The 20,894-nt window shown below is 70.0% G+C and carries 15 protein-coding genes and 1 riboswitch; of the genes, 8 read left to right on the top strand and 7 right to left on the bottom strand.

Features of this window, described 5'->3' with window-relative positions:
- Positions 1-561: 561 nt before the first annotated feature.
- Positions 562-939, bottom strand: a complete 378-nt coding sequence (locus tag ABZ098_RS33575; RefSeq protein WP_356597509.1) for a PRC-barrel domain-containing protein — start codon at positions 937-939, stop codon at positions 562-564.
- A 123-nt stretch (positions 940-1,062) separates the two neighbouring features.
- A riboswitch (glycine riboswitch) is annotated at positions 1,063-1,158 on the top strand.
- A 175-nt stretch (positions 1,159-1,333) separates the two neighbouring features.
- Between ABZ098_RS33575 and gcvP the strand changes: the two genes are divergently transcribed.
- Complete coding sequence (gene gcvP, locus ABZ098_RS33570) at positions 1,334-4,219, top strand: aminomethyl-transferring glycine dehydrogenase (RefSeq protein WP_356597508.1); 2,886 nt, start codon at positions 1,334-1,336, stop codon at positions 4,217-4,219.
- Between the two features lie 100 nt (positions 4,220-4,319).
- On the opposite strand, the gene ABZ098_RS33565 is transcribed toward gcvP, so the two are convergent.
- Complete coding sequence (locus ABZ098_RS33565; RefSeq protein WP_356597507.1) at positions 4,320-6,272, bottom strand: amino acid transporter; 1,953 nt, start codon at positions 6,270-6,272, stop codon at positions 4,320-4,322.
- 482 nt (positions 6,273-6,754) lie between these two features.
- On the opposite strand from ABZ098_RS33565, the gene ABZ098_RS33560 reads away from it, so the two are divergent.
- The 5 genes from ABZ098_RS33560 to ABZ098_RS33540 all read left to right on the top strand — a co-directional run bounded on the left by ABZ098_RS33560 (position 6,755) and on the right by ABZ098_RS33540 (position 11,837).
- Complete coding sequence (locus tag ABZ098_RS33560) at positions 6,755-7,369, top strand: HAD-IA family hydrolase (protein ID WP_356597506.1); 615 nt, start codon at positions 6,755-6,757, stop codon at positions 7,367-7,369.
- A gap of 238 nt (positions 7,370-7,607) precedes the next feature.
- Positions 7,608-8,903 (top strand): extracellular solute-binding protein, encoded by a 1,296-nt coding sequence (locus ABZ098_RS33555; protein ID WP_356597505.1) that lies wholly within the window; start codon positions 7,608-7,610, stop codon positions 8,901-8,903.
- Positions 8,904-8,909: 6 nt separating this feature from the next.
- Positions 8,910-9,908, top strand: coding sequence for a sugar ABC transporter permease (locus ABZ098_RS33550; protein WP_356597504.1), 999 nt, complete (start codon positions 8,910-8,912; stop codon positions 9,906-9,908).
- Entirely contained in the window at positions 9,905-10,738 is an 834-nt protein-coding gene (locus ABZ098_RS33545) for a carbohydrate ABC transporter permease (RefSeq protein ID WP_356597503.1), read from the top strand. Before ABZ098_RS33550 ends, ABZ098_RS33545 begins: the two co-directional genes overlap by 4 nt.
- 58 nt (positions 10,739-10,796) lie before the next feature.
- The gene (locus tag ABZ098_RS33540; protein WP_356597502.1) at positions 10,797-11,837 is read left to right on the top strand and encodes an endo-1,4-beta-xylanase; all 1,041 of its coding nucleotides are present in this window, start codon (positions 10,797-10,799) and stop codon (positions 11,835-11,837) included.
- 768 nt (positions 11,838-12,605) lie between these two features.
- Here ABZ098_RS33540 and ABZ098_RS33535 read toward each other — a convergent pair.
- From ABZ098_RS33535 to ABZ098_RS33525, 3 genes are all read right to left on the bottom strand, one after another.
- Positions 12,606-13,643: a LacI family DNA-binding transcriptional regulator gene (locus tag ABZ098_RS33535; protein WP_356597501.1), complete on the bottom strand. Its 1,038-nt coding sequence runs from the start codon at positions 13,641-13,643 to the stop codon at positions 12,606-12,608.
- A 263-nt stretch (positions 13,644-13,906) separates the two neighbouring features.
- Entirely contained in the window at positions 13,907-14,104 is a 198-nt protein-coding gene (locus ABZ098_RS33530; RefSeq protein WP_020123464.1) for a DUF5999 family protein, read from the bottom strand.
- 383 nt (positions 14,105-14,487) lie between these two features.
- The gene (locus tag ABZ098_RS33525; RefSeq protein WP_356597500.1) at positions 14,488-15,054 is read right to left on the bottom strand and encodes a hypothetical protein; all 567 of its coding nucleotides are present in this window, start codon (positions 15,052-15,054) and stop codon (positions 14,488-14,490) included.
- A gap of 524 nt (positions 15,055-15,578) precedes the next feature.
- Here ABZ098_RS33525 and ABZ098_RS33520 point away from each other — a divergent pair.
- Positions 15,579-17,096 carry a glutamate-cysteine ligase family protein gene (locus ABZ098_RS33520; RefSeq protein ID WP_356597499.1) on the top strand — a complete coding sequence of 506 codons (1,518 nt, stop codon included), beginning with the start codon at positions 15,579-15,581 and terminating at the stop codon, positions 17,094-17,096.
- Positions 17,097-17,117: 21 nt separating this feature from the next.
- On the opposite strand, the gene ABZ098_RS33515 is transcribed toward ABZ098_RS33520, so the two are convergent.
- Positions 17,118-18,893 carry a substrate-binding and VWA domain-containing protein gene (locus ABZ098_RS33515; RefSeq protein ID WP_356597498.1) on the bottom strand — a complete coding sequence of 592 codons (1,776 nt, stop codon included), beginning with the start codon at positions 18,891-18,893 and terminating at the stop codon, positions 17,118-17,120.
- A gap of 210 nt (positions 18,894-19,103) precedes the next feature.
- On the opposite strand from ABZ098_RS33515, the gene ABZ098_RS33510 reads away from it, so the two are divergent.
- Positions 19,104-19,904 (top strand): type II CAAX endopeptidase family protein, encoded by an 801-nt coding sequence (locus ABZ098_RS33510; RefSeq protein WP_356597497.1) that lies wholly within the window; start codon positions 19,104-19,106, stop codon positions 19,902-19,904.
- Here the strand turns inward: ABZ098_RS33510 and ABZ098_RS33505 are convergent, their stop codons facing one another.
- Complete coding sequence (locus ABZ098_RS33505; protein ID WP_356597496.1) at positions 19,905-20,717, bottom strand: PhzF family phenazine biosynthesis protein; 813 nt, start codon at positions 20,715-20,717, stop codon at positions 19,905-19,907.
- Between the last annotated feature and the right edge of the window lie 177 nt (positions 20,718-20,894).

The raw sequence follows: 20,894 nt of genomic DNA, 5'->3' as shown, positions 1-20,894 counted from the left end.
CTGTAGGGGTTGAGCGCCGTCGGCGGGAGGCGGGGCCGTGGTGGGTGGTGGGTGGTGGCGTTGTGGCGGGGCTCGGTGGGGTGCCGGACGGTTGGGGTGGTGGGGCGGCTGGGACGGGTGGGCTGCGAGGCGTGGGGGACGTTCGGCGGGTTGGTGGGGGGCGAGGTGTGTAGGACGTCAGCGGGGCGTAGACCTCCGGCGGGGGTGGTGAGGGTCGTTGGCGGGGCGCCGTGGAGCGTGGGAGGGGCGAGGGGGAGCGGGCGCGCGAGTGGCGGGGGCGTGGCTGTGGCGCCGGTCGGCCGACTGGGTTGCAGGGAGCCCCGTGGGTCGGCGTGGGTGTGGTTGCGGGCGGAGGGGCGCGGGGGTGCTGGCTGTGTCGCCGACTTCGGCCGCGTTGTGGGGCCGACGGGGGTGGAGGGCGTGGCGCGGGGTGGTGGCTGTGTTGCCGGGTTCGGCGCCGTTGTAGGGCCGACGGTATGTAGGGCCCGAGCGTGCTGGTCGGGGCGTCGGCTTCGGTTCCGTTGGGGGCGGCGGTGTTGCGGGCGTAGGGCGCGGGGGAGGTCAGGCCTCCACGTCCTCCGTGCCTGCCAGCTTGCCGAAGTCGCGGTCCGGGAAGGTGGGGGGTGCCGCCACGTCGAGGCCGTAGTGGTGGTAGAGCTGGAGTTCCTGGTCGGGGGAGAGGTGGCGGCCCACGCCGAAGTCGGGGGCTTCCTTGATGAGGGTGCGGTCGAAGGGGACGTGCAGCGAGCCGTCGACCAGTTCGCTGGGCTCCAGGGGGACGAAGGCGTCGCGGGAGAAGAGGCCGGTGCGTATGGCGGCCCATTCCGGTACGCCCGTCGCGTCGTCGAGGTAGACCTCGTCGACGGTGCCGATCTTGGTGCCGTTGCGGTCGAACGCCTTGCGGCCGATCAGGTTGCGCGGATCGATGTCGGTCTGCACGTGCCCTCCACTTGGTCGCAACTCATCCGAAGCGGTCGTAAGCACTACGAAAGAGCACATCGGGGTGTGCGGCCACTCGAAGACTCGTGCGGGGACCTCGCTGGTAGGCTTGCGAACGGCTGCTGACCCCGTGCGGGAGAGTCCTCCAGACACCATCGGAGGCGCCGAAGGAGCAAATCCTCCCCGGAATCTCTCAGGCTCACGTACCGCACGGACGAGGTCACTCTGGAAAGCAGGGCGGGTGTCGACGGCTTCCGCTCTCACCGACGGTGAAAGCCGGTGGCCTTCGGGCGGCCGGTGAAGCTCTCAGGTCGAGATGACAGAGGGGGAGGCCGTCGGGGTACCCGTGCCGGGGTACCCCTCGAAGGTCGCGTCAGACCAGGAGGCCTCCGCAATGACCGCCCACCGCATTCCGCTCTCCGAGCTCGAACAGGGCATTCCCTTCGAGCAGCGTCACATCGGCCCTGATCACGAGGCTTGCGCCAAGATGCTCGCGCAGGTCGGCTACGGCTCGCTGGACGAGCTCACCGCCGCCGCGGTGCCGGATGTGATCAAGAACGCCGATGCGCTGGACCTGCCCGGTGCGCGCACCGAGGCCGAGGTGCTGGCCGAGCTGCGGTCGCTGGCCGACCGGAACCAGGTGCTCGACTCCATGATCGGGCTCGGGTACTACGGCACCTTCACCCCGCCCGTCATCCTGCGCAACGTCATGGAGAACCCGGCCTGGTACACGGCCTACACGCCGTACCAGCCGGAGATCTCGCAGGGGCGGCTCGAGGCCCTTCTCAACTTCCAGACCGTGGTCGCGGACCTCACCGGGCTGCCGACCTCCGGTGCCTCGCTGCTCGACGAGGGGACCGCGGCGGCCGAGGCCATGGCGCTGTCCCGTCGGATGGGGAAGAACAAGAAGGGGCTCTTCCTCGTCGACGCCGACGCGCTGCCGCAGACCATCGCCGTGATCGAGACCCGTGCCGAGCCGACCGGCCTCGAGGTCGTGGTCGCCGACCTCAGCGACGGGATCCCGGCCGAGGTCGCCGGGCGTGAGATCAACGGAGTGCTCGTCCAGTACCCCGGCGCCTCCGGTGTCGTGCGGGACATCAAGCCGCTCATCGACCAGGCCCACGAGCTCGGCGCGCTCGTGACCGTCGCCGCCGACCTGCTCGCGCTGACCCTGCTGAAGTCACCGGGCGAGCTCGGGGCGGACATCGCGGTCGGGACCACGCAGCGGTTCGGCGTGCCGATGGGCTTCGGCGGGCCGCACGCCGGATACATGGCCGTCCAGGAGAAGTTCGCCAGGAGCCTGCCCGGGCGGCTCGTGGGCGTGTCCGTGGACGCCGACGGCAACAAGGCCTACCGGCTCGCGCTGCAGACGCGTGAGCAGCACATCCGCCGGGAGAAGGCGACCAGCAACATCTGCACCGCGCAGGTGCTGCTCGCGGTCATGGCCGGGATGTACGCCGTCTACCACGGGCCCGAGGGGCTCAAGGGCATCGCGCGGCGGACGCACCGGTACGCCAACCTCCTCGCGGCGGGGCTCCGCGCCGGCGGGGTCGAGGTCGTGCACGGCGCCTACTTCGACACGCTCACCGTGCGGGTGCCGGCGAAGGCCGCCGAGATCGTCTCCGCGGCGCGGCGCAACGGCGTCAACCTGCACCTCGTCGACGCCGACCACGTGTCCTTCGCGTGCGACGAGACCACCGCGCGGGCCCAGGTGGCCGCCGTGTGGAACGCCTTCGGGGTCGAGGCCGACATCGAGGCGCTGGACGCGGCCACCGAGGAGGCGCTGCCGGACGCGCTGCTGCGCGACGACGACTTCCTCACCCACCCCGTCTTCCACCAGCACCGCTCCGAGACCGCGATGCTGCGCTACCTGCGCCGGCTCGCCGACCGCGACTACGCGCTCGACCGCGGCATGATCCCGCTGGGCTCCTGCACCATGAAGCTCAACGCGACCACCGAGATGGAGCCGGTCACCTGGCCCGAGTTCGGGCAGCTGCACCCCTTCGCGCCCGCCGAGCAGGCGCGGGGCTATCTGTCGCTGATCCGGGAGCTGGAGGAGCGGCTCGCCGAGGTCACCGGGTACGACAAGGTGTCGCTCCAGCCCAACGCCGGTTCGCAGGGTGAGCTGGCCGGGTTGCTCGCCGTACGCGGGTATCACCGGGCGAACGGTGACGAGCAGCGGACCGTGTGTCTGATCCCGTCGTCCGCGCACGGGACCAACGCCGCCAGCGCCGTGATGGCGGGCATGAAGGTCGTCGTCGTGAAGACCGCCGGGGACGGCGAGATCGACGTCGAGGACCTGCGCGCCAAGATCGAACAGTACCGTGACGAGCTGTCCGTGCTGATGATCACCTATCCGTCGACGCACGGTGTGTTCGAGGAGCACGTCGCCGACATCTGCGCGCAGGTGCACGAGGCCGGCGGACAGGTGTACGTCGACGGGGCCAACCTCAACGCGCTGGTGGGACTGGCCAAGCCGGGGCACTTCGGCGGTGACGTCTCGCACCTGAACCTGCACAAGACCTTCTGCATTCCGCATGGTGGGGGTGGTCCTGGTGTCGGGCCGGTCGGCGTACGGGCGCACCTGGCGCCGTATCTGCCGAACCATCCGATGCAGCCCGAGGCCGGTCCTGACACGGGCGTGGGCCCGATCTCGGCCGCGCCCTGGGGTTCCGCGGGCATCCTGCCGATCTCCTGGGCGTACGTCCGGCTCATGGGCGGTGAGGGGCTCAAGCGGGCCACGCAGGTGGCGGTGCTCTCCGCCAACTACATCGCCAAGCGGCTGGAGCCGCACTACCCCGTGCTCTACACCGGCCCCGGCGGGCTGGTCGCGCACGAGTGCATCATCGACCTGCGGCCGCTGACCAAGGCGACCGGGGTGAGCGTCGACGACGTGGCCAAGCGGCTCATCGACTACGGCTTCCACGCGCCGACCATGTCGTTCCCGGTGGCAGGGACGCTGATGATCGAGCCGACCGAGTCCGAGGACCTGAGCGAACTCGACCGGTTCTGCGAGGCGATGATCGCCATTCGCGGGGAGATCGAGAAGGTCGGCACCGGGGAGTGGGACGCGGACGACAACCCGCTGCGGAACGCTCCGCACACCGCCGGGGCGCTCGGCGGTGAGTGGGAGCACGCGTACACGCGCGAGGAGGCCGTCTTCCCGGGCGGTGTCTCGGTCGCGGACAAGTACTGGCCGCCGGTGCGGCGGATCGACCAGGCCTACGGTGACCGGAACCTGGTGTGTTCCTGCCCGCCGTTGGACGCGTACGACGACTGACCTGACGTGAGGAGGGCCCCGCTTCGGCGGGGCCCTTTTTCATTGCGTTTCGTTGCGCCGGGAATTGTTCGCTCGGGGGAAGGTCGCGGTTGCGCGCGGGTCAGCCGGTGTGGACGCGGGGGCGGCGGGCGCGGTCAGGTTCCGCCTCGCGGAGGACCTCTCGGGTGACGGGGGCGACCTCGCCCTGGCCGAAGAGGAAGAAGCGCAGGAAGTGGTGGAAGGGGCTGCCCTCGGTCCACTCGAAGTAGATGTGGGGGGTGCAGCCGGTGATGTCGCGGACGTGCAGGAGGAGCGCGGCCAGGGCGTTCGGGATGGAGGAGGACTCCAGCGTCAGGACGCGGTAGCGCCCGTGGAGTACCTCGCCGCGGACGGTCAGGCTCGCCTCGAACTCGGAGGGGTCCAGGACGGTGACCTCGACGAAGACGAAGTCCTCACCGGGGATGTCGTTGTCGGCGCGGATCTGTTCGATCTTGTCGCGGTATTCGGCCTGGTCGCGCTGGTCGGGTTCGTTGGCGATGAAGCGGATCTTGCGGCTGGCGATGTCCCGGATGAAACGTTCCGCCATGTCGTCGAGGCGCACGCTGGTCACGCGCAGCTCGAAGGCGCGGGCCAGCCGGGAGAGGAGGGAGACGAGGATGATGCCGGCGATGAAGCAGGCACCGATCTTGACGCCGTCGGGGCGCTCGATGACGTTCGCGACGGTGACGTAGAGGAACACCGCGGAGATGACCGCGAAGGCGATCGTCCAGCCCCGCTGGCCGGCCTTGCGGGCGGCGATGGTCACCGCGATCGCGGCCGAGCTGATGAGGACCAGGACGCCGGTGGCGTAGGCGCCGCCCTGGGCGTCGACGTCGGCGTCGAAGATCCAGGTGACCAGGAAGCCGATGAGGGTGAAGACGATGACCATGGGGCGTACCGCGCGGGCCCAGTGCGGGGCCATGCCGTAGCGGGGCAGGTAGCGGGGCATCAGGTTGAGGAGCCCTGCCATCGCGGAGGCGCCGGCGAACCACAGGATGGCGATGGTCGAGATGTCGTAGACCGTGCCGAAGACGCCGCCCAGGTAGTCGTGCGCCAGGTACGCGAGTGCGCGGCCGTTGGCCGGGCCGCCGGACTCGAAGTCCTTCTCCGGGATCAGGAGGGTGGTGATGAAGCTGGTGGCGATCAGGAAGACGCTCATGATCAGGGCGGCGGCGGTGAGCAGCTTCTTGGTGTCGCGGATGCGGCCGACGGGACGTTCCTCGGTGTCGCCCGGGTCGCCCTTGACGTGTGGCATGACGGCGACGCCGGTCTCGAAGCCGGACAGGCCGAGGGCGAGCTTGGGGAAGACGAGCAGGGCCACTCCGACCATGGCGAAGACGTTGCCGTGCTCGGCGGTCAGGGCGTTCGACCAGTCGGTGACGACATGGCCCGCGGTGACGACGTGCCACAGGCCGACGATCACGACGACCACGTTGAGGGTCAGGTAGACGCCGACCAGGGCGACCGCGACGCCGACGGCCTCCAGGAAGCCCTTGAGGAAGACCGCGCCGAGCAGGGCGACCAGGACGAGGGTGATCAGCATCTGCCGGCCGTGCAGGGCGCCGGTGAGGTGGGGGTTCTCGACCAGGTGGGTGGAGGCGTCGGCGGCGGAGAGGGTGATGGTGATCAGGAAGTCGGTCGCGGCGAAGCCGAGCAGGGTCAGGACAAAGAGTTTGCCCTGCCAGAAGGACAGGAGGCGTTCCAGCATGGCGATGGAGCCCTCGCCGTGGGGGCTTTCCTCGGCCACGCGGCGGTAGACGGGCAGCGCGCCGGCCAGGGTGACCAGGACGAGCACGATGGTGGCGACGGGGGAGAGCAGGCCGGCCGCGAGGGCGGCGATGCCCGGCTGGTAGCCGAGGGTGGAGAAGTAGTCGACACCGGTCAGGCACATCACCCGGTACCAGGGCTGCCCCTGGTGCGGGGGTTCGGGTTCGGCGTGCGGGCCCACGTGGCCGCCGTCCTTGCCCATGTCCGACAGGCCCTCCAGCATCCAGGAGCGCAGACGACTCGGGGGAGGGTGCTCGGTGGTGGCCATCGGGTGGTGCTCCTCGGTGCGGCACGGCTCGGATCGGGCCGCCTGTCCGACGGCGGGATCAGCGTAAGCGGAGAGTGACGCCAGGGCCTGTGGATGGCGGGGGCGGAGGCGTCAAACTTCCGTTAAGACTCGGGCTGGGGGCGTCGGCGGGGGTGACGGGGCAGCTTGAAGGGCCGTGCGGCTTAGTTCGAGGCGTTCGGGGCCGTACGCCGGGACGGACACGCAGCGTCATGTCGCGGCCGTCATGTCACGGCCGGGGCGTGACGGGGGCGTGGGCGGGAGGGGGCCCGTCCGTGAGGCGTGAGACGGGCTGCGGGAAGCCGGTGCTCCGAACTGCGGGAAGCAGGGGCTCCCGAGCCGCCGGATGGACATTTCCGAGTCTGCGTCGCGCAGTCGGAGAGGGAGGCATACAGGGACGGGCCACCCAGCAGGAGGGGGACGACGTCATCGGAGGGCTGCCGGGCCTGCCTCCGGACGGCCTGATGCGCCGGGTGCTCCACCGGTTGCGGCCGGAACCCGCCGTGCTGGCGGCGGTACGGCGGGCCCGTGCGCGGGGTGTGCGGACCGCGATGCTGTCCAACTCCTTCGGCCTGGGGCCCTGCAACGTCTACCGGGACCTCGATGTGCTCGGCCTCTTCGACGTCGTGGTGCTGTCGGAGTTGGAGGGGCTGCGCAAACCCGCGTCCGATATCTACCGACGTACCTGTCGGCGGCTCGGCCTCACCGCCGAGCACCTGCTCTTCGTGGACGACCACGAGGTGAACCTGGCCCCCGCCGAGAAGCCGGTGATGGCGACGCTGCTGCACACGGACGCGGACGCCACCGGCCGGTCACCTCGACGCGCTGTTCGGCCCGCGAAAGGAGCCGACCTCGCGGATGAGGTGGCGGTGCGGCCCCGACGCCCGGGCCGAAGTGGGGCGGTCCGTGCGGAATCTCCGCGCGGACCGCTTCGTAATGTTCGTCGATGCTGCCGAATGTTTCGTCGGTCCAAGGGGTCTGGCGGGCAGGACGGTGCCGCGACCTGGCCAGGGGAAGTCGCCCCCGATCTCGTGTGCCGCGGACGCGTCCCCCCGCCCGATCAACTGCCCGGCGTGTGACCGACACGCGTCTCGTGTGCCTCGACGCCCTGTCGCCGACGAGAGCCGAGTGGGAGGCTGGGTCCTGCCGGGGGAGTCGGCGACGCAATCCGTGAACATTCCCCGTGCACAGGGGGTTGCCACCGTTTAGTAGCTGTCTCTAGGGTGCGGCAGCAGCGAAGCTTTCTGGATCTACTCCGAAACTTTCGGACCGCAGGACGGACAAGGACGACTCCGTCCCGTACCCAAGGAGCGCATCATGGGCGACCCGGCACTGTCCCGCCGTGGTTTTCTGGCGGCGTCCGCCGCGGCCGGTCTGGGCATGACGGCACTGACCGGTTGTGGCGGCGACTCGGACGGAGGATCGTCCGACGGGACGACCACGGTGGAGTGGTGGAACATCTCCACCACCGAGCCGGCGAAGAGTGTCTGGGCGAGCCTCGCCAAGAAGTTCGAGGCACAGAACCCCAAGGTCAAGATAAAGATCGTCCAGCTGGAGAACGACGCCTACAAGTCGAAGATGACGGCGCTGACCGCATCCGGGAAGCTCCCCGACATCTTCCACACCTGGGGCGGCGGTGTCCTCAAGCAGCAGGTGGACGCAGGGCTCGTCGAGGACCTGACCGACCGGACCAAGCCGTGGGCCGACGGTCTGCTGAAGGTCACCAAGGAGCCGTACATCCTGGACGACAAGGTCTACGGCATTCCGTTCGACATGGGCATGATCGGCTTCTGGTACAACAAGAAGCTCTTCCAGCAGGCCGGTGTCAGTGAACCCCCCACCACCTGGGGCGGCTTCCTGGAGGCCGTGAGCAAGCTCAAGGCGAAGAACATCACGCCCATCGCCCTCGCCGGCAAGGAGAAGTGGCCCGGCATGTACTACTGGGCCTACCTCGCGATGCGCACCGCCGGCATCGAGGCGCTCCAAAAGGCCAGCGAGGACAAGGACTTCACCGGCGCCGGATTCGTCGAGGCCGGCCGGCACCTCAAGGAACTCGTGGACCTCCAGCCCTTCCAGAAGGGCTTCCTCAACGCCGCCTACTCCACCCCGACCGGCCAGGCGGCCGCCGTCGGCAACGGCAAGGCGGCCATGGAACTCATGGGCCAGTGGGCGCCGTCCGTGCAGGCCGACTCCGGCAAGGGACTCGGCGACGACCTCGGCTTCTTCCCGTTCCCCGCGGTCGAGGGCGGCAAGGGCGCCATCACCGAGGTGTTCGGCGGCGGAGGCGGACACGCCCTGCGCCGGGGCGCCCCGCAGGCCGCCGTCGACTTCCTGAAGTTCTTCGCCTCCGAGGCCACCGAACTCGAACTGGTCAAGAAGACCAGTGTCCTTCCGGTGCTCCCGAACGCGGAGAAGGCCATGACCGACCCCAACCTCAAGCTCGTCCAGGCCCAGCTGAAGGCCGCCACCGGCTTCCAGCTCTACCTCGACCAGGCGTACGCCCCCGCCGTCGGTCAGGAGGTCAACGACAGCGTGGCCGCGCTGATCGCCGGCTCCAAGTCCCCCGAGCAGGTCGCCCAGTCGATCACGCAGACGGCGAAGGAAGAGCAGTAGCCCGCGATGACCTCCACGTTCCTCGCAGACAAGCGGAGCGGTCCGGGCACCGATCTCCCGCCCCCGGAATCGGTCAGGGCCCGGGGGCGGGGCCGCCGGCGCGTGACGCACTGGCTCACCGCGGTCGGCTTCCAAGTGCCCGCCCTGGTGCTGTTCATCGGCATGGTCCTGCTGCCGATGCTGTTCGCGCTGTACGCCGCCTTCTTCCGCTGGGGCGGCTTCGGGATGCCCTCCGACTACGTCGGCGTCGACAACTTCACGGACCTCTTCGACAACCCCGTCTTCCTCGGCGACCTGTGGCGCTGCCTGGTCCTGGTCGTGCTGTCCCTCGCGCTCCAGCTGCCGTTCGCGCTCGCCATGGCCGTCCTGCTCAACCAGAAACTGCGCGGCCGGGCCGTCTACCGGATGCTGTTCTTCGCCCCCTACGTGCTGTCCGAGGCGATCACCGGCGTCCTGTTCAGCATGGTCTTCGCCCCGGACTCCGGACTGGCCGACCATGTCCTCGGCGCGGTCGGCCTCGACGGCGTCGGCGGGCTCTGGTTCGCCGATCCCTCCTACGTCATGGCGACGCTCTTCCTGGTCATGATGTGGAAGTACTTCGGCTTCCACATGATGCTCTACCTGGCCGGACTCCAGTCCATCCCGAGGGAGTTGACCGAGGCGGCGCTCATCGACGGTGCCGGCGCCTGGCAGCGGTTCCGAAACGTCACCCTGCCGCTGCTAGCGCCCACCCTGCGGATCAGCGTGTTCCTGTCCGTCATCGGCTCGATCCAGCTCTTCGACCTGGTGTGGGTGGTCACCCAGGGCGGCCCCGACCACCACTCCGAGACCATGGCCGTGACCATGTTCCAGTACGGCTTCAAGCGCTACCAGGTCGGCTACGCCAGCGCGATCAGCGTGGTCATGTTCGGCATCTGCCTCGTCTTCGCCCTCGCCTACCAGCGGTTCGTGCTCCGCCGCGACCTCGAAGGGGCCACCACGACGATGAGGGGGGACGGCAAGTGACCCGCCGTACAGAGGGTGTGCGCACCCTGCCGCTGCACGTGATCCTCGTCGCCGTCGGCGCGGTGATGGTCGTACCCCTGGTGTACGCCGTCCTGTCCGGGTTCAAGTCCACCGACGAGCTCTCCAGCAACCCCTTCGGGCTGCCCAGGCACTGGCTGACCAGCAACTACACCGACATCCTGGCCGGGAGCGACTTCTGGCGGCTGGTCGGCAGCAGCACCCTGATCGCGGTCGGTACGACCGTGCTGGTGGTCGCCGCGTCCGCGCTCGCCGCGTTCTCCTTCGCGCGGTTCGCCTTCCGCGGCCGGGAGGCGCTGTTCACGCTCTTCACGATGGGGTTGATGTTCCCCTTCGCGGTGGCGGTGCTCCCGCTGTTCCTGCTGCTGCGCTCGCTCGGCCTGCTGGACAACCCGCTGGGCGTGATCCTGCCGCAGGCCGCCTTCGGACTGCCGATGACGATCATCATCCTGCGGGCCTTCTTCCGGGAGATCCCCGGGGAGCTGGAGGAGGCGGCCACGCTCGACGGGTGCAGCTCCTTCGGCTTCTTCTGGCGGGTGCTGCTGCCCATGGCACGGCCCGCGCTCGGCACCGTCTCGGTGCTCGCCGTCGTCACGAGCTGGAACAACTTCATGCTGCCGCTGCTGGTGTTCACCGACAACACGTGGTGGACGCTGCCCGTCGGGGTGCAGCAGTTCCAGGGCCAGTACTCCGCGGAGTACGCCCGTGTCTTCGCCTATCTCGTCCTGGCGATGGTTCCCGCCCTCGCCTTCTACTCGGTCGCCGAGCGCCAGCTCGTCGGCGGCCTGACCGCCGGTGCCACGAAGGGCTGACGGCGGCGCCTTCAAGAAAAGTACGGCTCACCCACCCCCGCACGTGAGGAGTCGCCCCATGCGTAAGAACCGTCTCAGACTCGTCGGAGTCCTGACCGCGGCCCTGTTCGTCGCCGGGCTCGGCGCACCCGCCGCGCAGGCCCACGGCAAGACGCCCACCCTCGCCGACCTCGCCCAGCGCCACGGCCGTTACTTCGGCAGCGCCACCGACAACCCCGAACTCGTCGACGAGCCGTACAAGAAGATCCTCGGCAGCGAGTTCGACCAGATCACGCCGGGCAACGGCATGAAGTGGTACGCCACCGAGCCCCAGCAGGGAGTCTTCGACTTCTCCAAGGGCGACGAGATCGTGAACCTGGCCCGTGCGCACCACCAGAAGGTGCGCGGTCACACCCTCGTCTGGCACAGCCAGTTGCCCGACTGGATCACCTCGCGCGAGTGGACGGCGGGTGAGCTTCGAGCCGTACTGAAGAAGCACATCCAGACCGAGGTGCGGCACTACCGGGGCAAGGTGTTCGCCTGGGACGTCGTCAACGAGGCGTTCAACGAGGACGGCACGTACCGGGAGACCGTCTTCTACAAGACGCTCGGCCCCGGTTACATCGCCGACGCCCTGCGCTGGGCCCGGCAGGCCGACCCCAAGGTCAAGCTGTACCTCAACGACTACAACATCGAGGGAGTCGGGGCGAAGAGCGACGCCTACTACAACCTCGCCAAGGAGCTGAAGGCGCAGGGCGTCCCGCTCGACGGCATCGGCCTCCAGGCCCATCTGGCGCTCCAGTACGGCTATCCCACGACCCTGGAGGACAACCTCCGCCGCTTCGCCAAGCTGGGCCTCGACACCTCGCTCACCGAGGTCGACATCCGGATGATCCTGCCCGCGACCGAGGAGAAACTGGCCCAACAGGCCGAGTGGTACGCCGACTTGACGGACGCCTGCCTCGCGGTGCGCCGGTGTGTCGGCATCACCATCTGGGACTACACCGACAAGTACTCCTGGATCCCGGCGTTCTTCGAGGGCCAGGGCGCCGCGCTGCCCTGGGACGAACAGCTCCAACCGAAGCCGGCGTACTACGCGATCCGGGCGGCGCTGAAGTAGGGGCGGATGTCCTGCGGGGGCGTCGTCGCCGACGTGAACTGACCGGTGAGGGCCGCTCCGGGGTGGGTGGCTCGGGTCTACGGACCTGACGGGGGTGGGTAGGGGCAGGAAACCTGTCCCTACCCTCTCCTGGTGGGCCACCTGAGGGGTGTCGGCCCGCGCGAACTCGGTGGTGGGGATCGTTGGGGCTCGGGTCGGCTGGTTCGCGGGAAGCGGCCTGCTCGCTCGCAGCGGCGGGGGCGTTCCTTCTGGCTGGCTTAGTCAGGCTGCACGAGAACTGTCCGTCCGTCCGGGACCCCGGCGGGAGCCGGGCGGCTCAACGGGTCGGGCAGCGGCCGGTGGTGTCGTGCGTCACCTCGGTTCGTCAGGCGGTGGCTGGCGGTGTGGTGTGACCGCGCCGCAGGCCGGCGTCCGTCAAGGAGTGATCGGTGGTGCGGTGCGAGCGCCCACGGCCGTGCCCCGTCGCGCGGTACTCGGGGTGCCGTGCGACCGTGTCACCGGCCGGGACCCGTCAGGAATGATCGGTGGTACGGCGTCAGCGCCCCACTGGCCCTGCCCTGTCGCGCAGTGGTCGAGGGTGTGGTGCGAGCGTCCCACTGGCACCCACCGGTCCTGCCCGGTCACGCAGTACTCGGGGTGCGGCGCGAGCATCCCACTGGTCCTGCCCCGTCGCGCAGACGCCGATGTTGCGGTGCGACCGCCCCACCGGTCCTGCCCGGTCACGCCGTACTCGGGGTGCGGCGCGAGCACCCCACCGGTCCTGCCCCCTCACGCCGTACTCGGAGGCGCGGTGCTCGAGCGCACCACCAGTTCTGTTCCGAGTTCCACCCGTGGGGAGTCCGGGCGTTCGTCGCGGGCCAGTTCGAGGACCGTGCGGGCGGCCAACTTGCCCATGTCGGCGAGGGGTTGGCGGACCGTCGTGAGCGGGGGCGCCGACCAGCGGACTTCCGGGAGGTCGTCGAAACCCACCACGCTCATGTCCTCCGGCACTCTCAGCCCACGCCTCCGCAGGGCCTCGATCGCACCGAGGGCCATCTGGTCGCTGGCCGCGAACACAGCGGTCGGCGGCTCGGGCAGGTCGAGGAGTTTCTCGCAGCCCGCGAAGCCGGACTCCGCGTGGAAGTCGCCCGGCACGACCAGGGCCTCGTCGAGGGTGAGCCCGGCGCCTTCGAGTGCCGCGCGGTAGCCGTCGAGGCGGGCCCGCGAGCAGAGCAGCCGGGGTGGCCCGGCGATCAGGCCGATCCTGCGGTGACCGAGGGAGAGGAGGTGCTCGGTGGCCGCGACCCCTCCCGACCAGTTGGCGGCGCCGATGGTGGGGGCGTCCAGCGCGGGGGAGCCGGCCGGGTCGACGACCACCAACGGCACGCCGAGCAGGCGCAGTTCGGCAAGGAGGACCGTGTCCAGCGCCGAGGTGACGAGGATGACCCCGCCGGAGGCACGGGCCCGCAGGTTGCGCATCCACTCGCGGGCGTCGCCCGAGCGGCCGTGGATCGCGGAGACCACGGTGCCGACGCCCTCCGCGTGGGCGACCTCCTCGACGCCACGGATGATCTCCACCGCCCAGGGGCTGTCGAGGTCGTTGAAGACCAGGTCGAGCAGGGCGGCGCGGGTGCCAGGGGCCGCGGGGCGCTTGCGGTAGCCGTACCGCTGGAGCAGTTCCTCGACCCGGGCGCGGGTGTGCGGGGACACGTCCGAGCGGCCGTTGACCACGCGGGACACCGTCGGCACCGAGACTCCGGCCTGCCGGGCGATCTCCGTGATGGTGACTCTGCCCCGGGGCTCGGCGTCGGCCTCGCCTGCTGTCACTTGCCCACCCCAGTCACGCCCACCCCAGTCACGCCCACTTCAGTCACGCCCACCCCGATCACTTGCCCACCTGCGCGTCAGAGCCTCGAACGCGTCGAGCTCGAAACTTCCAGGAGTCTTCCGGAAAAGCAGGCCCATACACAAGGTGTCACAGGGAGTGATCGCCCGCGGACATGCGTCGGGGCCGGTGCGCAGAGTTGTCGCTGCGAGCCGGCCCCTCAAGATCTCCGGGCTCCGGGCGGTACGGCGGCCGCCCGGGCCGCTCAGGCGGCTGTCGCCGCCGCGAGCGGGCGGTGCGGGGCGATGACCCGACCGTCGGGCAGGAGCTCACCGGTGTCCTCGAAGAGCAGAACGCCGTTGCACAGCAGGCTCCAGCCCTGTTCCGGGTGGTGCGCCACGAGGCGGGCGGATTCCCGGTCGGCGGAGTCGGCGGTGGGACACGGTGGCTGGTGCTGGCACATTGGTGGGATCTTTCGCTGTGTTGTGGTCATGACGTCCCCCGTCGCGATAACTCAGTCCGAACCCAGTGTTGCCCTACGGGCGTCAATCCGCAGGGATTTCGCATCACCACTTCTTCACAGGTTGGAGACGCATCACCCGGCCGGACGGTTCATCCCAACTGCACTGCCCCTTCGGGTGGTTCGAGGGGGCCGGAAAGGGCTAGTCCACCTGGAGTCGGCCCGTGCGCGGCTCGTCCGAGCCATTGTGTGCTCGTACGAGCAAATGGTTTCTGTGATCCCTGAGGAATTCGTACGACCCTGATGGTGCCGGAAACGGAGTCGTACCCCGCTGCCCGGAATTCGGGGCGGGGTACGACGGGTGCCGGGTGTCGGAGGCCGGGATCTCAGGCGGGTGAGCCGAGCAGTGGGGCCGGAGTCACCCGATGGGTCAGTACCGGGAGCAGTTCCGCGGCCCGGTGCGGGCGGTGCGCGGCGATGCCGGGCGGGGCCGGTGCCAGCGGGACGAGCAGATCGGTGGCGGCGAGACGGCCCGTGCCGGCGTCCGCCGCGCAGTCGCCGTGCAGCCACAGCGCGAGCATGTACAGGCCGGGGATCGACAGCAGACGTGGCTGGTAGGGCTGCTGCATCACCTCGGCCTGACGCAGCGCCCGCTCGGTGGAGGCGATGTAGGGACCCTCGAAGAAGTGCGAGAAGGCCCAGCCGTCCGGCGTGAGCATGGTCTCGGCCGCGGCCACCGAGCGCTCGCCGCAGCGGATCAGGAATCGCCACCCGGTCAGCCTGGTCGCGGTGCCGTCCAGGACGTGCACGGGCAGCGGGAGCTCGGGTGTGACAGGTCCCTGGGCGCGCAACAGGGAAGGGGTCCGGGCGTCGCGGACCGCGGTGGGCGAGGCGAGTGCGGTGAGGACGGAGCGAAGTGCGGGCGCGGGAGCCGGGGGTACATGCAGCGGCATGGTGGGTCGCCTCTCATTCGACAGGCACGGTGGCGCGAGGGCGGGGGCGGACGACGCTGTCAGCTCGGGGGGTCAGAGAGGCGGGGGCCGGGGTCCGGTGACGCGGGGGCGGATGAGACTGCCGTACGTCACCCGACGGCAGGATCGAGGACCGCGGGTGCCAACCCTCTGCCTTGTTCGCGGAGTTTATACGACAAGTGTTCACACGATGTTTCGTCTAGCCGTTTCCGCCGTGTCGGGCAAGGAGTCATTCGGTCGGGGATACGCGGTAATCATCCCGATACCGTGCGTACTTAACGGCGGTGACCTCGGAAAATGTTCGGGAAGCGGTCGGCCAATTCTCGTCGGCGTTTTTCACGAGTTCTTCAGGGCACTCGAAACTGCTGACAGCTCCATGCCGAATGAATGTGCCACCGGTCACATGCAACAGCGTAGCGGGGTCGGGGCCGCGGCGGGACGTTACCGATCGTTCCGGCTGGGCATCATCCCACCTGACTCATGACGCAACGAGGAGGGACCCTTCGATGGGGGAGAAGGTCGTGGCAGGCCAGTTCGACCTGTCCGATCGCCAGCGCTACCGCGACAAGCTCCGGACGTGCCTGACGGGGCTGGAGCGGCTCCTGGCGGAGCAGCGGTTCGACCGCCCCAAGAACCTGATGGGGCTGGAGATCGAATTGAATCTGGTCGGCGCCGACGGTATGCCGAGAATGCTGAACGGAGAGGTCCTCGAACGCATCGCAAGCCGAGACTTCCAAACAGAACTCGCCATGTTCAACCTGGAAGTCAACATAGCCCCACACCAGCTGGGCGGCCGGGTATTCGACCGGCTCTCGGAGGAACTCCGTACCTCGCTGGCGTATGCCGACCGTAAAGCGGGCGAGCTCGACGCCGGAATCGTGATGATCGGCATTCTGCCGACGCTCGACCGGGACGACCTGGTCTCCTCCAACCTCTCCGACGTCGACCGCTACACCCTGCTCAACGATCAGATCGTGGCCGCGCGCGGAGAGGACTTCCTCCTCGACATCGACGGGGTGGAACGCCTCACCTGTACCTCGAAGTCCATCGCCCCGGAGGCCGCGTGCACCTCGGTGCAGCTGCACCTCCAGGTCACCCCGGGGCGCTTCGCCGACGTGTGGAACGCCGCGCAGGCGGTGGCGGGCGTACAGATCGCCGTCGGGGCCAACTCGCCGTTCCTGTTCGGCCGTGAGCTGTGGCGCGAGTCCCGGCCGCCGCTCTTCCAGCAGTCCACGGACACCCGCCCGCCGGAGCTCCAGACCCAGGGTGTGCGGCCGCGCACCTGGTTCGGGGAGCGGTGGATCTCCTCGGCGTACGACCTCTTCGAGGAGAACCTGCGCTACTTCCCGGCCCTGCTGCCGATCTGCGACGACGAGGACCCCCTGAAGGTGCTCGACGAGGGCGGGGTGCCCTCGCTCGCCGAACTCGTCCTGCACAACGGCACGGTCTACCGCTGGAACCGGCCCGTCTACGACATCGCCGACGGCGTCCCGCACCTGCGCGTCGAGAACCGCGTCCTGCCCGCCGGCCCCACCATCACCGACGTGATCGCCAACGCGGCCTTCTACTACGGCCTCGTCCGCGCGCTCGCCGAGGAGTCCCGGCCGGTGTGGACCCGGATGCCCTTCGAGGCGGCCGCGGCCAACTTCGACGCGGCCTGCCGGCACGGCATCGACGCGCGCATGACGTGGCCCCGGCGCGGCCGGTACGGCGGCACGGTCGAGGTCGACGCGGTGACCCTCGTACGCGACGAACTGCTGCCGCTGGCCGAGGCGGGACTCGCGGCCTGGGGCGTCGAGCGCGCCGACCGCGACCTGTATCTCGGGGTGATCGAGGAGCGGTGCCGGCGCCGGGCCAACGGGGCGTCCTGGCAGGCGGCGACCTTCCATCGGGCCCTGGAGGCGGGGCTGTCGCGGGAGGCGGCGCTGGCGGCCACGACGCGCCGGTACGGCGAGCTGATGCGCCAGGGCGAGCCGGTGCACACCTGGCCGGTGGGGCTGCCGGAGCCGGCGCCGCTGGGGTGAGGGCCGCCGCGAGGCGCCGGGTCAGCCGCCGCCCCGGGCGCCCGCGGCCACGATCGCCTTCAGGATCACCGTGTGGATCTGGGCGGGGTCGTTGACCTGCTGGCCGGAGCCGCCGGTGGCCTCGGCGAGCTGTCGGGCTTCCGCGCGGTCGGCGTCGGGGCCCACCGCGATCACGATCAGCGGGACCGGACGGGAGGGAGTGGAGAGCTTCTCCAGTTCGGAGATCAGCTCCCCGCGCGAGATGCTGCCGGGGTCCTGGTTGACGCCGTCGGTCAGCACCACCAGCGCGTTGAATTTCCCCTCGGCGTAGGACGAGGTCGCCGCCCGGTACGCGGCGAGCGTGGTGTCGTACAGGCCCGTAGCGCCGCCCGGCACCGGCTCCAGGTCGCCGAAGGCCGCCGACAGCCGTTCCCGCTGGGTGCCGCCCGCGGCCGTGCTGTCGCCCAGGCGGCCGGTCGGCACGAGGATCCTGTAGTCCTTGTCGCCGTCGAGTTCGGTGGAGAACTCCCACAGACCGATCTCGTCCTCCTGGGTGAAGGTGGCGAGAGCCTGGAGGAGGGACCCCTTGGTGACGTCCATCCGGGAGCGGCCGGCGCCCGGGACGGCCTCCGCCATGGACGACGACGCGTCCACGACCGTGGTGATCCGCGCGCTCTGCACGGTGATCGTCCAGGTGCCGAGGGCCTCCTGGAGCGCTGTCGCGGAGGCGGGCTCACCGGCCTCCGCTGTGTACGGCTGCGGCACCCTGCCCCCGGCCTTCGCGACCAGGGAGGCCGACACCTGGTCGTCGGAGGTCCGGAACCCCCGGTCCGTCAGGAGCTGTTCCTGCTCGGGCTTGCGCAGATACGTCATGAAGCGGATCGCCGCCCGGCTCTCGTCGGTGCTCAGCCTCGTCTCGTCGACGAGCGCGTACGGGTAGTCCAGCCGCGGTGAACCGTCCTCGGGGTAGAAGAAGTCCAGCCCGGCCCCGGACTCCGCCGAGGAGTTGTGGGTGAAGGCCGCCTGCTCGGACAGGACCAGCGCCTGGTTGCGCTTCGGATTGCCCTGCTCGGTGCCCGAGGAGTCCCGCGGCAGCGTCTCCACGAGCTGGCCGTCGCTGTCGGAGATGCGCTGCGAGAGCGACTTCATCATCGCCGCGGCCTGCGTGGCCCCGCCCTCGACCTGCCCGGCCGCACTGCTGAGCCGGGTCAGGGCGAGCAGCCCGGACGCGCTGCGCGCGGGGTCGGCGGCGCCCAGCTTGAGGGAGTCGTCCCGCAGGGTGGCGCCCGCCAGCTCCAGCCAGCCGTACGTCTTCTTCGGCCAGCCCAGCGACTTCGCGGCGGACGGCACCATCGCCATGCCGACCGGAGTGGAGGCCACGTTGCCCACGCGGGCCACCTTCGTCGCGCCCCCGTCCGCGGAGATCTGCTCCAGCCACACGTTCGAGTCCGGCACCCACACCTGCGCACCGGGGTTCTTGCCGGCCGCGAGCGTGTCCCTGACCTTGTACGACTCACGAGGGGTCACGGAGATGTCGACGCAGCGCCCGTCGGAGGTGAGGTTCTCGTCGTGGGCCCGCTCGGCCGCGGCGCTCAGTGCGGGGGCCACGTCGGGGGAGGCGGCGACCTCGATCCGCACCGCGTCGTCGCGGCAGGAGGAGCCGAACCGGGAGAGCAGACCGCCGTGGACGGCGGCGGCCGTACCGCCGGCGACGGTCAGGACGAGCCCGGTCGCGATGGCCACGGTGCGGCGGCGGGCGCGTGGGCGGGGGGCGCTGCCGCCCGCCCCATACTGATCGGGCAAGCTGTGACGTCCCATGACGGTGGTGCCCCTCCCTGTCGACTCCCCGTGCCAGGACAGCCGTATCCGGCAGGAAAGGGTGGGAGGTACGCCCCGTACGGCGTCCGTCCCCCCGACGGCCTGTCGCGCACGAACTACGTAAGTGCTCACGATCTTCGTAAGTACTTTCGAAGGACCCTAGCGGGGTGGGGAGGGGGATGAGGCTGGATTACTCAACTGGAGGCAGGTGTGCAGGCGGAGGAAGGGGCAGTGGCCGATTCTTTTCCGCAGAAGGCGCTCTCACGGAAGTTCTTCCGTGACGAGACGCTGCTCGTTCTGGGGCTTTCGCTCGGTGCGAGTGGTGTGTCCGCGCTGATCAGTTTTGTCGGATCGGTCACCAAGCCAGGGGGTCTCAAGGATCAGGCGGCGACCCTCAACGCCTCGGCCGCGCCCGGCCGGCCCTGGCTGGATCTCGCCTGGCAGCTCTTCGGGATCGCGTCGGCCCTGGTGCCCGTCGCCCTGGTCGCGCACTTCCTGCTGCGTGAGGGGCAGAGCCTGCGGACCCTCGGTTTCGACCGCACCCGGCCCGGCCCCGACCTCGCTCGCGGGGCCGGGATCGCGGCCGTGATCGGCAGCACCGGCATCGCCTTCTACCTGGCCGCGCGGGGCCTGGGCTTCAACCTCACCGTGGTGCCCGAGGCGCTGCCCGACGTGTGGTGGAAGTACCCCGTGCTGATCCTCTCGGCGATGCAGAACGCGATCCTCGAAGAGGTGATCGTCGTCGGCTATCTGCTGCGCCGGCTGAACCAGTTGGGCTGGACCCCGGGCACCGCCCTGGTGGCCAGTTCCGTACTGCGCGGCAGCTACCACCTCTACCAGGGCGTCGGCGGCTTCGTCGGCAACATGGTCATGGGCGTGGTGTTCGTCCTCCTGTACCGGCGGTGGGGGCGGGTGGGCCCCCTGGTGGTGGCGCATTCCCTGCTCGACATCGGAGCGTTCGTCGGATACGCGCTGCTCGCCGGCAAGGTGGGCTGGCTGCCGACCGCGTGATCAGGCGAGCAGTTCGCCCTCGATGACCGTGACCGCCCGGCCCGTCAGCAGGGTGCGCTCACCGCGCAGCCCGGTGCGGACCCGGCCGGAGCGCGGCGAGGCTTGGAGCCCGGTGAGATCCGTACGGCCGAGCCGCTGCGACCAGTAGGGCGCCAGGGCGGTGTGGGCGCTGCCGGTGACCGGGTCCTCGTCGATGCCGACGTTCGGGAAGAAGCAGCGGGAGACGAAGTCGTAGCCCAGGTCCGGGTTCTCGGCCCGTGCGGTGGCGATGATCCCGCGCTCGGAGTAGCCGGCCAGGGCCTTGTGGTCGGGGCGCAGGGCGTGCACGGTCCTCTCGTCGGCCAGTTCGAGGAGCAGGTCCCCGATGTTCGGCCCGGTGTCGAAGGCGGTCAGCGGCTCGGCGCCCAGGGCCCGCGCGACCCCCTCGGGAAGCGCGACCGGCGTCAGGGGAGCCGTCGGGAAGTCCAGGGTGATCGAGCCGTCCTCGCCGGGCGTGGCGACGAGGACCCCGCTGCGGGTGGCGAACCGCACCGGGCCCCGATGGGCGCCGGTGCCGTGCAGGACGTGGGCGGTGGCGAGCGTGGCGTGCCCGCACATGTTCACCTCGGTGGCGGGCGTGAACCACCGCAGCGCCCAGTCGGCCTCGCCGCCGCCGGGGAGCCGGTGGGCGAAGGCCGTCTCGGCGTGGTTCACCTCCAGGGCGATGTTCTGGAGCCGGTCGTCGTCCGGGAAGGCGTCGTCCAGGAGCAGGACCCCGGCCGGGTTGCCGGCGAACGGGCGGTCGGTGAAGGCGTCGACGATTCGGATGCGCATGGGCCGACGGTACGGGCCGATCTCGCGGCCGGGACAAGGCCAATTCCGGGCCGCTGGACCGATTTCCCGCCTGTGGGCCCAGCCGACCCTGCGCCCGTGGCGCGGGGGAGTGGCACCGCACCCATTGCGCTCTCGCCGCCGAGCACTCATTATCAGGAATCCTGTTACTTTAAACTT

Origin of the sequence: Streptomyces sp. NPDC006335 (assembly GCF_040612795.1) — a bacterium.
Classification (GTDB): Bacteria; Actinomycetota; Actinomycetes; order Streptomycetales; family Streptomycetaceae; genus Streptomyces.
This window is presented reverse-complemented; position numbering and strand designations above follow the sequence as displayed.